16 protein-coding genes are annotated in these 14915 nt (G+C 37.2%); 15 read left to right on the top strand and 1 reads right to left on the bottom strand.

Annotated elements, in window-relative coordinates:
* Nucleotides 1–50: 50 nt before the first annotated feature.
* From MHB51_RS13370 to MHB51_RS13430, 13 genes are all read left to right on the top strand, one after another.
* A complete protein-coding gene (locus MHB51_RS13370; RefSeq protein WP_342558352.1) occupies nt 51–1103 on the top strand; it encodes a DctP family TRAP transporter solute-binding subunit in 1053 nt (350 codons plus the stop codon).
* 254 nt (nt 1104–1357) lie between these two features.
* Complete coding sequence (locus MHB51_RS13375) at nt 1358–2632, top strand: dicarboxylate/amino acid:cation symporter (RefSeq protein WP_066165386.1); 1275 nt, start codon at nt 1358–1360, stop codon at nt 2630–2632.
* Nucleotides 2633–2871: 239 nt separating this feature from the next.
* Nucleotides 2872–3231, top strand: a complete 360-nt coding sequence (locus MHB51_RS13380; RefSeq protein WP_342471705.1) for a response regulator — start codon at nt 2872–2874, stop codon at nt 3229–3231.
* Nucleotides 3232–3236: 5 nt separating this feature from the next.
* Complete coding sequence (locus MHB51_RS13385; protein WP_066165392.1) at nt 3237–3869, top strand: hypothetical protein; 633 nt, start codon at nt 3237–3239, stop codon at nt 3867–3869.
* Nucleotides 3862–4767, top strand: coding sequence for a sensor domain-containing diguanylate cyclase (locus MHB51_RS13390; protein WP_107943430.1), 906 nt, complete (start codon nt 3862–3864; stop codon nt 4765–4767). Before MHB51_RS13385 ends, MHB51_RS13390 begins: the two co-directional genes overlap by 8 nt.
* Before the next feature lie 398 nt (nt 4768–5165).
* Nucleotides 5166–5666, top strand: coding sequence for a pyridoxamine 5'-phosphate oxidase family protein (locus MHB51_RS13395; RefSeq protein WP_342558353.1), 501 nt, complete (start codon nt 5166–5168; stop codon nt 5664–5666).
* 387 nt (nt 5667–6053) lie between these two features.
* A complete protein-coding gene (locus MHB51_RS13400) occupies nt 6054–7226 on the top strand; it encodes an ABC transporter ATP-binding protein (protein WP_342471707.1) in 1173 nt (390 codons plus the stop codon).
* A complete protein-coding gene (locus MHB51_RS13405; protein ID WP_066165406.1) occupies nt 7223–7858 on the top strand; it encodes an ABC transporter permease in 636 nt (211 codons plus the stop codon). Before MHB51_RS13400 ends, MHB51_RS13405 begins: the two co-directional genes overlap by 4 nt.
* Before the next feature lie 11 nt (nt 7859–7869).
* Complete coding sequence (locus MHB51_RS13410; RefSeq protein WP_342473202.1) at nt 7870–8799, top strand: osmoprotectant ABC transporter substrate-binding protein; 930 nt, start codon at nt 7870–7872, stop codon at nt 8797–8799.
* Nucleotides 8799–9485, top strand: coding sequence for an ABC transporter permease (locus MHB51_RS13415; protein WP_342558354.1), 687 nt, complete (start codon nt 8799–8801; stop codon nt 9483–9485). The genes MHB51_RS13410 and MHB51_RS13415 overlap by 1 nt, the downstream gene beginning before the upstream one ends.
* A 572-nt stretch (nt 9486–10057) precedes the next feature.
* Entirely contained in the window at nt 10058–10357 is a 300-nt protein-coding gene (locus tag MHB51_RS13420) for a cupin domain-containing protein (RefSeq protein WP_066165413.1), read from the top strand.
* 158 nt (nt 10358–10515) lie between these two features.
* The gene (locus MHB51_RS13425; protein ID WP_066165416.1) at nt 10516–11163 is read left to right on the top strand and encodes an HAD hydrolase-like protein; all 648 of its coding nucleotides are present in this window, start codon (nt 10516–10518) and stop codon (nt 11161–11163) included.
* Nucleotides 11164–11308: 145 nt separating this feature from the next.
* A complete protein-coding gene (locus MHB51_RS13430; RefSeq protein WP_066165418.1) occupies nt 11309–12496 on the top strand; it encodes an amidohydrolase in 1188 nt (395 codons plus the stop codon).
* Between the two features lie 85 nt (nt 12497–12581).
* Here MHB51_RS13430 and MHB51_RS13435 read toward each other — a convergent pair whose 3' ends face one another.
* Nucleotides 12582–13124, bottom strand: coding sequence for an ECF transporter S component (locus MHB51_RS13435; protein WP_342558355.1), 543 nt, complete (start codon nt 13122–13124; stop codon nt 12582–12584).
* 175 nt (nt 13125–13299) lie between these two features.
* Here MHB51_RS13435 and MHB51_RS13440 point away from each other — a divergent pair, with 175 nt between their 5' ends.
* Both MHB51_RS13440 and MHB51_RS13445 read left to right on the top strand, forming a co-directional pair.
* On the top strand, nt 13300–14139 hold the full coding sequence (locus tag MHB51_RS13440; protein WP_066165426.1) for a pyridoxamine kinase: 840 nt from the start codon (nt 13300–13302) through the stop codon (nt 14137–14139).
* A gap of 19 nt (nt 14140–14158) precedes the next feature.
* Nucleotides 14159–14905, top strand: a complete 747-nt coding sequence (locus MHB51_RS13445) for a hypothetical protein (protein WP_342558356.1) — start codon at nt 14159–14161, stop codon at nt 14903–14905.
* Nucleotides 14906–14915 lie beyond the last annotated feature (10 nt).

The raw sequence follows: 14915 nt of genomic DNA on the forward strand, positions 1-14915 counted from the left end.
CATTGCGACAAGGTATACTATGTAAAAAATCTTATTGGAGATTCGTTCGAATGAAATATTTTATTACAATAGCACTTGCTCTATTAATTATACTAGCAAGTATTATCGGATATCGACAAAATATATTTAATATTGTAACGCTTCCTTATGATGATGAGCAGATTGGCTTGCAGGAGCAAATAATTATTCATTTTAGCCATGTTGTAGCTGAAAATACACCGAAAGGGCTTGCTGCGGCTAAATTTGCTGAGCTTGTAAAGGAAAAGACAAATGGGCGTGTTTTAGTACAAGTGTATCCCAATGGCATTTTATACAATGATGAAACAGAGCTGCAGGCACTCCAAAAAAACGAGGTGCAAATGATTGCACCAACCTTCTCTAAAATGACAGATTTATTACCTAGATGGCAAGTGCTGGATTTACCATTTGTTTTTGAAGATGAGCAGCAAATTAAGTCTTTGTATGAAAAAAGTGAGTTAAAAACTATGTTGCTAGATGAATTAGAGCAGAAGAAAATTAAAGGTTTAGACTTTTGGCATAATGGCTTTAAGCAAATTGCAGCCAATGAGCAATTAATTCGTGAGACGGGTGATTTTACTAGTTTACGTATACGCATAATGGCAAGTGATTTACTGCGTCATCAATTTCAATTGCTAGATGCTGTACCAATTACGACAAGCTTTGGAAATGTTTATTATGAAATTGAAAGAAAGGGTGTAGAAGCTCAGGAAAATACGATTTCCAACATTTATTCGAAAGGTTTTCATACGTATGAGAAAAATATTACGCTCTCTAATCATGGTATTTTAGGTTATGCTGTATTAATGAATGAATCCTTTTGGGATAGCTTAGACGGGGAAATTCAGCAGCATATTATGGATGCGTTAAACGAGATGCGCAATTGGCAGTTTGATGTGAGTGTCGAAATTAATAATGATAGCTTGCGGGAGCTAGAATCCCTTCCAGAAGTAAATATCTATTCTTTAACAGCTGAGGAGAAGACAGAGTGGAAGGAGAGGCTCGCTCCTATTTATTATTATTACGAGAAAGAAATAGATGTAACCTATTATAAATTACTGCTTGAGCACATAGAAAACAATTGAACGAAATGACCAAAACTGTACTTTTTGACCAAAAGTATAGTTTTTTGTTTTGTATTATAACAAAAAAGAATTACCAAGGATGTTTATATAACAGAAAAAACGCTGATATATCGGTAATCTTCCTTATTTTTAGAATATTTGAACATAATAAACGTTAAGTTTTTTAAATTCAAAATCTTTTTTTTCGCAACCTTTGCCTATAACATTATGAAAAAAGAAAGCGATTACTTAGCGAAGGGGAGCGGAGAAATAAAATGAAATGGCTTAAAAATTTAACGGTACAAGTAATTCTTGCAATTATTTTAGGAATTATTGTTGGGGCAATTTGGCCAGAGTTCGGTGCAAGCTTAAAGATTTTAGCAGACATGTTTATCAAGCTAATTAAAATGTTAATTGCGCCAATTATTTTCTTGACTGTTGTCATTGGTATTGGCGGCATGGGAGATATGAAAAAGGTGGGACGCATTGGCGGAAAGGCATTGATTTACTTCGAAATCGTCTCAACAATTGCCCTTGCAATCGGTATTGCTGTTGCTTACTTTATTAATGCGGGTGCAGGTATCGATACGTCAAAGGCGGCAAATGCAGATATTTCAAAGTATACATCTGCGGCACAGGAATCGGACCAAGGGATTATGATGTTTTTATATAATATAATTCCTGAGAACGTAATTGGCGCAATTGCCAATGGGCAATTACTGCCAACGTTATTTGCGGCAATATTATTCGGGGTTGCGGCTGCAGCGCTCGGTGAAAAATCACGTCCTGTTATCACATTTTTTGAGCAGGTGTCAGAAATATTTTTCAAAATTGTTGGCATCGTTATGCGTATTTCTCCAGTCGGTGCGTTCGGTGCGATGGCTTATACAATCGGGGCATTCGGTATTAGCTCATTAAAATCGTTAGGTTTACTAATGGTAGCTGTGTACTTAACGATGTTCTTATTCGTTGTATTTGTTTTAGGGTCAATTGCATACTATTACCGCTTTAGCATATTTAAGTTTATTGCGTATTTAAAAGAAGAGATTTTTTTAGTAATCGGTACATCATCTTCCGAATCAGCACTTCCATCTATGATGAATAAATTAGAGCGTTTAGGCTGTTCGAAGCAAGTAGTTGGATTAGTTGTGCCAACAGGTTATTCTTTCAATTTAGATGGTACATCCATTTACTTATCAATGGCGGCATTATTTATTGCGCAAGCCTACGGTGTTGATTTAACTTGGGTACAAGTGGTTACTTTATTAGGAATTTTAATGATTACATCTAAAGGGGCGGCAGGCGTAACGGGCTCAGGCTTTATTACACTAGCTGCAACATTAGCGGCATTCCCAATGATTCCAGTAGAAGGAATTGCTTTATTAATTGGTGTCGATCGTTTTATGTCAGAGGCGCGTGCTGTAACAAATTTAATTGGAAATGGTGTAGCATGTGTCGCTGTTTCAAAATCTGAAAATGAGTTTGAAGGAACAGAAGAGGCAGAAGCTATCGTAGTGAATAGTGGTCGATTAAGTAAGGCGAACGCATAGGTTATTAAAGCTGATAGAAATGCAAGTAGACATTTGCATTTCTATCAGCTTATTTTTTATGATTTGAAAACGATGAGTAATGTCGATAGTAAGTAATAAGGCCTTTGGTAATATTTTCATAGTAGTGTTATTTTCCTACTAAATGGTGGCGTTTTTGTTAATGTTGTATTAGTATGATTTAAAATGACTAATAGATGTGTTATCATTAAACAATAAGTATAGAGGAGAAGGGGAATTTTATGAAAATACTTGTTGTTGATGATTCTGCATTTTCTCAAAAAGTAACTATAAAAACATTAAAATCAATATATCCAGAGGCTGTTTACGAGACTGCAGATGATGGTGTTGAATGTATAGAAAAATATGGGACCTTTTTACCTAATTTGGTATTTATGGATTTATTAATGCCGAATATGACTGGACAGGAAGCAATTGTACAGCTTATTGGAAAATTCCCAGATGCTAGAATTATTGTACTTTCAGCTGATGTGCAATTAACAGTTCGTGAAGAAGCGATAGCTGCTGGAGCGTTAGCGTTTATTAATAAACCGATAAATGCTGACAAGCTTGTGGACATCAAGCCATTGATAGAAGGGTGAGATCCATGCTTACAACTACACAAGAAGATGTATTAAAAGAAATGTACAATGTGTTTGTCGGTGAAGCAGCTAGCTTATTATCAGAAATTCTCCAAAAAAGAATTTACCTATCTGTTCCAGAAGTGGAATTGATAGTAATTAACGACTTAAATGACGAAGATAGAGAAAATTTAATCCCCATTTTAAATGGTACAATTTTGTCTACTTCATTGAAATTTGGTAACGTTTTCTCTGGTAGAGCTGAATTTATTTTTCCGACGGAGCAAATTAAATATGTGACTGCACTTTGTTTAGGTGAGGAATATATAATGGAAACTGAAGAATCCTCTTTTAGCGATGAGGATTTTGATGTAGTTAAGGAAATTGGCAATATTATATTGAATGCAATAATGGGAGGCATGGGAAGCCTTCTTGAAATGAAGTTAGATTACGATGTGCCACAAGTTGTTTTGCATGAACAAGGGGAATTTAGCAAAACATTCTTCAACACACAGGAAAGTAACATATTATTACTATATGTTAATTTCAGCGTAGACGAATCCGAAGTAATCGGCCTCATTTTAATTAAATTCTCATTAGAGTCTATAGAGTTTTTAATACAAAAAGTGGATGAGATTAGTAGGGACGTAGATGAATAATTTATATTTGACTATTATTAATCAGTTGGACAACGGGATAATTTTGCTAGATGAGCAATTGAATATTCAACTATGGAATAACTGGTTAGAAAAGTTTACAGGTCAAGATGAGCGAGATGTCAAAGGATTAAAGGTGACACAGGTTATTCCACGATTAAATAAAAGTTTATATATTTCAATGTTCGAAAAAGCGCTTCTGAATAAGCAAAAAAACTTTTGCTCAGCCGCAATGCATGAGTATTTTGTTGATTGTGAGCATGAAAATACAAAAAAGCTGCGTCAAAATATGTTAGTAAGGCATATTGAATTGGACAATCAAGTATATGTAATGCTAGAAATTCATGATGTGACAAATCATTATGAGCGCATTCGTAAGCTAAATAAATCATTACAAAATTCAATTGGCTTTACAAAGAGCTTGGAACGTTTTGCTTTTTACGATAGCTTAACGAATTTGCCAAATCGAAAATTTATTGTTGATCGAATCGAAAGTTTAACTAAGCAAGAAGATGCAAGGTTCACATTATTTTTCTTAGATTTGAATGGCTTTAAATCGGTCAATGATAGCTTTGGGCATACGCAAGGGGACCAACTATTACAAATGGTGGCAGAGCGATGTCAACAATTAACGGATGAACAATCTGTTTTTGCGCGCCTTGGTGGCGATGAATTCGTACTATTAGTCGAAAACCTTTCATCCGCCGAGCAACATGATAAGCAAATCGAAAAAATCCACGAGCTATTACTAGAGCCCTTTATTATTGAGGACCAGTCTATTTCCATCACAACAAGTATTGGCTATGCATGTTTCCCACAAGACGGTGTGACAGTAAAGCAGTTATTAAACATAGCTGATCGTCAAATGTATTTACACAAACAAAAAATGAATAATGAATAATTAAAGAGGGCTGCTCGAAAAGATATATTTTTTCGGACAGCCCTCATTGCTATATTAAGTGTCGCCCAAAATTGTAGAAGGGGGCCGTCCAGAAAGCCGTGCATAGCCGGCATTTTGGATAGTAGCGATGATGTTTCGCAAAATGTTGATTGCTATAAACAGAGAACGCCTCTTTTAAAAATGGGATGAACATTGGCATTAGCAGCGTTATGCTTCAGTAAAAGGGAAGCGATGAAAACATTTATTTCAATACGATGTCAAAACAAAATGGACTTTTCGGACAACTCCTTATGTCCGGCGCTTGAAGCCTTCCCTTTTGTATAAAGGCGCATTAAGGAAATCTATACGAAAGGAGTTGAAAGATGTATAATTTATATATCTTTTAGGGGGTGGAGTAATTGCGAGGTTCAATTGAAAACAAGCGCGTAGAAATTTCAACAGAAGAAACACAAGAGCTCTTGAAAAAAGGAAAGGTTGCTCACGTTGCAACTGTAGATGAGGAAGGCTATCCGTATGTCATTCCTTTTGTTTATGTATATGAAGGTGGCGGTAAGCTCTATTTGCATATTGGCAATATTCATGAAAGCCATTTCTGGAATAATTTAAAGAGCAATAATAAAGTGAGCATCGAAGTGAGTGAAATGGGCGAATTACAGCCTGGTAAAAAGTACGCATGCCAGTCTGCTTTAGTGTACACAAGTGTTGTCCTATTTGGTACTGCTACTCGCATTGAGGAAGAGGCTGAAAAAGCATTGTTCTTTGACCGATTAATGGCGAAATACGGTAAGCCACAATGGACATTTGAACGTGAAGGTTATCCAATTTTACCGAAAATTGAACTTTTTGAAATTTCTATTGAAAAGCTAACAGGAAAAGAAAATAAGGGAATGTTCCATTAAAATAAAGGGCTATAGGATTGTCTGAAAAGTGTGCGGAAGCACTGCTTTTCAGACAATTTTTTTTGAAATAATCAATATTCAGGAAATATGTACTATTTTTTTAATGCATCGAAGATACCTAAGTCTTGATGAAAAGCTCCAGCCTCTTTATTGATTTCCTTCCACTAAATCAGAGAAGATATTAATAATTTAACTAAAAACCACATCTTTTAGGGGACGGATATTTGCTCATTAAAAGCATTTCCTCTATAATATTTAAACAAACAACTCGTTTAAAAAGATAAGTTGTTACTTTTATAGAGTTAATTCGGTAAATGATTGCGTTTTTATGATGAAATGTGGGTATAAATAAATGCAATTAGCTATTTTATGAAGGAGTGTGATTGGATGCTTTCTATTCAAAATCTGACCAAAACGTACCGTGGCGGGAAAAAAGCCGTTGATAATTTAACAATCAATATCGAAAAAGGCGAATTTATCGCATTTATCGGAACAAGTGGGAGTGGAAAAACAACCGCATTACGAATGATTAATCGTATGGTGGAGCCGACAAGCGGAAAAATTTTATTGGATGGGACGGACTTATCGAAAATAAATCCTGTTCAGCTCCGCAGACAAATCGGTTATGTTATTCAACAAATTGGGTTAATGCCCCACATGACGATACGCGATAATATAACACTTGTTCCAAGACTTTTGAAATGGGACAAGGAAAAGAAAGATAATGTAGCAGAGCGTTTAATTGAGCTTGTTAATTTACCTACCTCTTATTTAGACATGTATCCTGCGCAGTTATCGGGTGGGCAGCAGCAACGAATAGGTGTTGTACGTGCACTAGCGGCTAATCAAGATATTATTCTAATGGACGAGCCATTTGGTGCACTCGACCCAATAACGCGCGACACATTGCAGGATTTAATGAAGGACCTACAAATTCGCCTCGGCAAAACCGTGATTTTTGTTACGCATGATATGGATGAAGCAATCAAATTAGCAGACCGTATTTGTATTATGCACGATGGGAAAGTTGTGCAATTTGATACCCCAGATAATATTTTAGCTAATCCTGCAAATGATTTTGTGCGTGACTTTATAGGTTCGCATCGTCTCATTCAAAGTAAACCAAGTGTAAAAACTGTAGATGAGGTAATGATTAATCCCATTTCTATTACAATTGAAAAAAGCTTAGATGAAGCACTACGTTTAATGGTATCAAAGCGGGTGGATACTTTATTTGTAACAGATGCTAATAAGCACCTCATCGGTTACTTGAATGTGGAAAGCTTTACGAGCCCGCAGCGTAATCGCCAAAGCATTGATGAAGTAATGCAACGGGAAGTCGCTTATGTAAAAACTGGCACAAAACTGCAGGATTCAGTACGCCGTATTTTGAAGCGGAATCTCCAAAATATCCCTGTAGTAGACGAGGACAAGCGATTAATTGGTCTTATTACTCGTGCCAATATAGTTGATACAATATATGACACAATTTGGGGTGATGAGAAGGAAGAGAACGCGCTACTAGTAAATAAGATAACGACTGAGGAGGAATCTATATGATTGATTTCTTCACACAAAATACGGGTGACATTGTACTAAAAACATGGGAGCATTTTTATATTTCAATTATCGCCTTATTTTTAGGAGCGATTGTTGCGATTCCACTTGGTGTAGTACTCTCCAAAACGACACGTTTAGCAAAAATCGTATTAGCCATTACGAGTGTTTTTCAAACATTGCCTTCACTTGCTATTTTAGCAATTATGATTCCTTTTTTAGGCGTTGGTAAAGTACCAGCTATCGTTGCGCTATTTATTTATACACTATTACCAATTTTAAATAATACGTTTATCGGCATGAAATCTGTTAATGGCGATGTAAAAAAAGCCGGCATTAGTATGGGAATGACACAAGTGCAGTCTATTTGGATGATTGAACTCCCTTTAGCAATCCCCGTTATTATGGCGGGCATTCGGTTATCCGCAGTATATGTTATCGCATGGGCAACATTAGCCTCTTACATAGGTGCAGGTGGCTTAGGGGATTTTGTATTTAATGGCTTGAATTTATATCAAACTGATTTAATTATTGGCGGGGCTGTACTCGTTACGATTTTAGCATTATTAACAGATTTTATTTTGTCAAAGGTGGAAATTTGGGTTACACCAAGAGGATTAAAAGTAGAGAAATGAGGCGTAAGATGATGAAAAAAACGATAACAGTTTTCGGTAGTATATTACTTGCGCTGACAATTTTAACTGGGTGTTCTTTGTCAGGTGGACAAAAGAATAGCATAGAAAAAATAAAAGTAGCGACAATGGTTACTACTGAATCACAAATTATGGGTCATATGCTTAAGGAAATGATTGAGCATTACACAGATGAAGAAGTAGAATTAATTAATAATCTTGGCTCAAGCACTGTGGCACATCAAGCGATGGTAAATGGTGATGCGAATGTTTCAGCTGCTCGTTATACAGGAACTGATTTGACAGGCGCACTACAGGCAGAGCCTATTAAAGACCCAAAAGAAGCAATGAAATATGTACAAAAAGCATTTGCTGAGCAATTTAATCAAAAGTTTTTTGATACGTATGGCTTTGAAAATACCTATGCATTTATGGTTTCTCAGGAAACAGCAGAGAAGTATAACTTAAATAAAGTGAGTGATTTAGCTGCAATTGCTAAGGATATTGAGGCGGGTGTCGATACATCGTGGCTAAACCGTGAAGGTGATGGCTTTAAGGCATTTGTACAAGAATATGGCTTTGAATTTAAGCGTACATATCCGATGCAAATTGGCTTAGTGTATGATGCGGTGCAGGCTGGTGAAGTAGAAGTTGTGCTAGGCTATACAACAGATGGTAGAATTGCCTCCTACAATTTAAAGGTGCTAGAGGACGATTTGCATTTCTTCCCCCCATATGAAACAAGCGCACTCGCTACGAATGAAATATTGGCAGCAAAACCTGAGCTAGAGGCTGTTATTAATCGACTAGTTGGCAAAATTTCAACAGCACAAATGCAGGAGCTCAATTATTTATGTGATAATAATTTATTGGAGCCTGCTGTAGTAGCGAAAAACTTCTTAATGGAAAATAATTATTTTAGTGAAGAGGGAGGTGAGGAGTAATGCAGGATTTATCGCAATTAAGCACCTTTGAGCAGTTCATTTACTATTTTCAGGAAAACGGCTTTTATGTGCTAGGACAGTTTATGACGCATTTTTTAATTTCAATATATGGCGTTTTACTTGCGACACTTTTTGGCATCCCTATTGGTATTTTCATTGCGAAAAACATGAGGCTAGCAGGACCTATTATTACATTAGCAAACATTATTCAAACGATTCCAGCTCTTGCGCTAATGGCTATGATTATGCTTGTGCTTGGATTAGGTAAGACGACCGTAATTGTTACGGTGTTTTTATATTCATTGCTACCGATTATTAAAAATACTTACACAGGCATTACGACAATTGACAAAAGCTTAACAGATGCAGGGCGAGGAATGGGCATGACGCGTCAGCAAGTACTATATATGATTGAGCTGCCACTAGCTCTATCAATTATTATTACAGGTATCCGTATTGCCCTCGTCATCGCTATAGGTATTACAGCAATTGGAGCCTTTATTGGTGCAGGTGGACTAGGCGATATTATTATTCGCGGAACAAACGCAACAGATGGAACAGCTATTATTTTAGCAGGCGCAATTCCAACAGCATTAATGGCTATCATTGTTGACGTTGGTCTCGGCTGGCTAGAACGTCGTCTTGACCCAATGAAGCGTCAAGAAAGGCTGAAAAAGGCTTATTAAATAACAACATGGAATAAACCTAAAACTATATGATAAATATGAAGCCCGACACTATCTCGCAATTAGATAGTGTCGGGCTTCAAGTGTATTCATCATTAGATGATTTGCTTTTCGTAACATAAAAAACAATAGATAATGCAATACCTAATATTAAAGTGAAACTTCAATCAGTGGGGGTTTTCCTCATCCTCCACTGATTGTTTGTTGAACCAATCGGGCTTTTACGGACAGTTGATTGCCCACTTATCCTTTAGCATATTTTCACTCAAATCTTAAAGTGGGTGTCTTACTGCCTGTTAATGCGGGATAAATGTCCAATTATCATTAACGATTCCTAGAACGAAAAAACACCAAGCACCTACATAGTTGTCACTCCCTTATTTACGATTATTTCTTAATTGATACGGATGAATATTGAAGAAAAAAACACAGTGAATAAAGCAGGAGAAATTGTGTCAACTGTAACGATGGAAAAAAGAATGATATGATGAGGGAAAGAGTGTGTTTCAAATATCCAACACGCTTGTGAAGTGAGTATAGATATCGAATATTAATATGGAGGGGTATTTCAAATGCAACGTATTCAAGTGGAGCAGTTATTACAAGACAAGGTTAAACATGCAGGTAAAGTGGGAGCAGGCACTGGCTATGATGTAATGAATATTCAGTTAAGAGCTGGTGAATCAGTAGCGGAGCATTCAGCGCCTGGAGAGGTATTAATTGTGTGCCGAAAAGGGCGTGTAAAATTTCATGTTGAAGGGCAAGAAACGGAGCTTGATGCGAACGCATTACTAATGCTTGAGCCGAGCGAAAAGCATAGCCTTGAAGCGGTAGAGGATTGCGAGATTATCGTTGTGCGATTGAAGAAATAGTAAAGTCACAAGGCTATTCAGAAGGACAAAGTAGCTCTGACATAACAGGAAATTCAAAAAATCTGGACGATACGCGCAATTGATTTGTTTTAGAGCCTTTCAATTATTATTGTGTGATTCAGCTAGTCGTTAAACATATAAATGAAGGAGGGGAAAATATGAACACCTCAATTATTTTTGATATGGATGGTACGTTATTTCAAACAAATTTGATTTTGGAGCCTGCTTTAGAAGCTACCTTTGAAATATTGCGTTCAAATGGGAAATGGGTAGGTACAACACCTATTGAAAAATACCGTGATATTATGGGGGTGCCTTTGCCGGTTGTCTGGGCAACTTTATGTCCAAAACATAGCGCAGCCCAGCATATAGAAAGCAATCACCTATTTCAAGAGGCGTTAATTGAGCAAATAAAAAAAGGTAGAGGCGCTTTATACATGGGGGTGGAAGAAACATTAAAGCAATTAGCGGGGAGCTACCCATTATATATAGCAAGTAATGGGCAAACAGCTTATTTACAAGCTATTGTAGAGCAATATCAGCTAAAGAGATTTATTCAGGGGGTTTATAGTATTGATTTGATTGCCTCTGGAAATAAAGCGGAATTAGTGCAACTAGTCAAAGTGGAAAATAATATTGAGACAGGGTATGTTGTAGGAGACCGCTCATCGGATATCCATGCGGCACTTGATAATCAATTAAAGTCTATCGGCGTTCGCTTCGATTTTGCACAAGAAAGCGAATTAGAGCGAGCAGATTATATTGTCAATGATTTTAATGATATTTTACATATTATTAAAGAGTAGGATGAAACAATTCTATCCGGTTTACATTGAGAAATGAAATCCCAAATTAACAGAATAGTGATGCAATTATGTTATAATATTTGCATTATAGTTCTAATCAGTTTCGGACTAGATAAATTGACTTACATAATAAGGAGTGTTATTTATGACAGCTTTACAGCAACAACTAGCAGATTTATTAAAGCAATATGAAGAGGAAACGATTCAGCTTCGTCGTCATTTCCATGAAAATCCCGAGCTCTCTTTTGAAGAGGTAGAAACGCCGAAAACGATTGCTGCATTTCATCGAGCACTAGGTCATGAAGTGCGTGAGGGAGTTGGTGGCAATGGAGTTGTTGCAAAGCTAGTAGGTGGCAAACCTGGGAAAACAGTTGCATTGCGCGCGGATTTTGACGCTCTAGCAATTACGGAGGAGACGGGTCTACCTTTCCAGTCCAAAGTAAAAGGGCGTATGCATGCATGTGGGCATGATGGGCATACAGCTTCACTATTAATCTTAGCGAAAGCCTTCAATCAAATGAAGGATGATTTAGAGGGGACAATCGTGTTCATTCATCAGCATGCGGAGGAGCTTGCCCCGGGTGGAGCGATTGCAATGATTGAGGATGGCTGTTTAGAAGGTGTAGACGTGATTTTTGGTACGCATTTATGGGCACCAGCTGAGCTTGGCAAAGTGCAAACTGCAGTAGGTCCATTAATGGCTGCAGCAGATGGTGTTTATATTACGATTAAAGGAAAGGGTGGTCATGGTTCAAACCCAAGTGACACGAAGGATTCGATTGTTCTTGCAGCACAGTTTATTACGAATTTACAGCAGCTTGTTGCACGTCGCGTCAATCCATTACGTCCAGCTGTTGTGTCGATTGGACATATTGAAGCATTAAACCCTTTCAATGTTATCGCTGACCAAGTATATATGAAGGGTACTGTGCGTACTTTCCATGAAGAAGAGCGTGCTTTGTTAGAACATGAAATCGAGGAGCTGTTAAAGGCGACATGTTATTTAACAAAGGCAAACTATGAGTATGAGTATGTTCGAGGCTATCCACCTGTAGTGAACCATGAGGCAGAGACAGAACATGTGATGGCGTCAGCAGAAAAAGTTGCAGAGGTGGAAGCTGTTGAAATCGTAGACCCGAATATGGGGGGAGAGGATTTCGCATATTTCTTAGAGAAAATCCCGGGAGCATTCTTCTTCACAGGGGCAAAAAACCCTGAATGGGAGGAAGTATATCCACACCATCATCCTAAGTTCGATATCGATGAACGCTCATTACGAATTGCAGCAAATGTTTTAGGGCAGGCAACATTAGACTATTTCGCGAAAAAATAATTAGCATGAATAAAGCGCATGAAACCCAAATCATAACTTGGTTTCATGCGCTTTTTACAACTTTAAGTCTGTGTTGAATTAAGTTTCACGTATTTTTAAAGTAAGGCGCTTTTTTCAATACTGCACAAAGTGGAATCGCGATAGCTAAACCTAAAGCATTTTGTAGTAAATCACCAGGGATTGATGCTAGAGGTGCAATCCAGTTGCTATATAAAATAACTTCACCGATATAATAAATTGCCAGCATTACAGGAACAGAAGCAACCGCTGCGACGATGTTCATAACCATGCTTGTTCCTTTTTTTCCACTCATATACGCAATTTTTCCTACAATAAAACCTTGGAAAAAGCGCGCTACAATTGTAATTGGGGCCCAAATCAGCCAGCCACCGAAAATATCAAAAAGCCCCATACCAAAAGCGCCAGCAATCGCTCCTTTTTTTGGTCCAAACAAAATGGCAATGGTAAAGAGCATTGCTGTACCTAAGTGAACAAGCCCCCCTTTCGCCATAATAGGCAGCTTAATATTAATAAAAGTTGCAATGAAAACAAGGGCAATCAGAATAGCTGTAATAACCAAATCAAATGTTTTACTTTGTTGTTTTTGTATATTGTGTGCTTGTTGCATTGTCATTCTCCTTACTATTATTGAAATTATCAATTACTTTAGCAAATATCTGATTGTTATAAAAGTACCAATTCTGTTTAAAATGTAGTGGTCAGTTTGTGACTAAAACAATTGTCCAGTATAGCTATGGTTTGTTAAGATGAACATATTAGAATTTGATTGGTGGATGATAGGGATGAAAAAGGTAGCTGTTATACAAGATATGTCCTCTTTTGGTAAATGCTCTTTAACTGCTGCGTTGCCAGTTTTATCGGTGATGGGTGTACAAGTTTGTCCACTGCCAACAGCAATTTTGACAGCACAAACAGAGTTTCCAAGCTTTTTTTGTGAGGATTTGACTTCAAAAATGGGGCATTTTACAGAAGAATGGAGAAAAATGAATGAAAGCTTTGATGGTGTTTTAACAGGCTTTGTTATGGGAGAAGAGCAAATTCAGCATATTTTTGAATTTCTAGATACTTTTCAGCGTGAGGAAACAATTGTGCTTGTTGACCCGGTCATGGGTGACCAAGGTGAGGGCTATCCATTGTTCACAGGTCGCTTATTAGAACGTATGAAGGAGCTTGTCAAACGAGCAGATATTATCACACCAAATATAACGGAATGCTGTATGCTAACAGGGTTGTCGTATGAAAAGTTACATAGTTATTCGACGATGGATGATTATTTGCTAGCATTGCAAGAGGCAGCGCATCAATTGGCTACAGAAACAAATGCCAAAGTAGTGTTGACTGGCATTGTACCTCCTACAGAAAAGCCGATGATTGGCAATTTGCTCGTTGCAGATGGAACCGTTGTTTTCAACCAACAACCTTTTAACGGTACAGGTTATTCTGGTACAGGTGATTTATTTGCAGCTACTGTTATGGGAGGCGTTTTACGAGGACATAGTCTGCCTGAGGCGATTGAGCTAGCAGCGCAATTTTTGACAGCCGCTATTGGAGAAACATATGCGCAGCAAATTCCACGTAATATGGGTGTTCATTTTGAAAAGTATTTGAAAATGCTTATTTAGATAGGGGGCTTTACAAATAATGAAAAATATTTTTGCGTTCGAAAGTATTGAGGAAATACAGTCATACTCTGCTGATATAGAGCAGTTGAATGAAAAACTAAATGCCTATCAAGCACTTTTGGAAAAAGAATTTGGCTTAGAGGATGTACCGCAGGCAATCGTTTGGACTTCAAAAGAGACTGCAACAACGATTTTTTCAAATTTCCCTGTACCTGCCTTTACGAATGAGGTGAGAATTTGTATGTCACCAAGTGTGCAGGAATGGCGTGAGCTTTATCTTACTCAACTAGAGGGGCAGCACAATGAGCGTATTGAAAAATATTATAATGAGATAACATTAGACCATGTGTTTTGTGTGTTAGCACATGAATTAACACATCATCTCGAACTATTTATAGAGGATTTTGATAGTGAACGCGAAAATAGCATTTGGTTTGAGGAAGGCATGTGTGAATATTTGTCGCAAAAGCTGACATTATCGGCTGAGCAGTATAAAGAATTAGTCGCTATTGAGAGTGAATTGATTAAGTTATTTAAAGAGAAATATGGGCAGCATTCTTTAGACGAATTTGGCATAGGTAGTTATGAAACAACAAGCTTAGCTGCTATTATGCTGAATTATTGGCGCAGTTCTAAGGCTGTGAAATACATTGTAGAGGATTGTCATAATGGAGATATACGAAAGGTTTTTGAGCTATATCATGTGTGGGATAAAGTAGGACGAAAGGTTCCGTTAACTACGTATTTTGGGGTAGAAGCATTTTAATTTCTATAAT

Source organism: Metasolibacillus sp. FSL K6-0083 (assembly GCF_038630865.1).
GTDB lineage: Bacteria > Bacillota > Bacilli > Bacillales_A > Planococcaceae > Metasolibacillus > Metasolibacillus fluoroglycofenilyticus.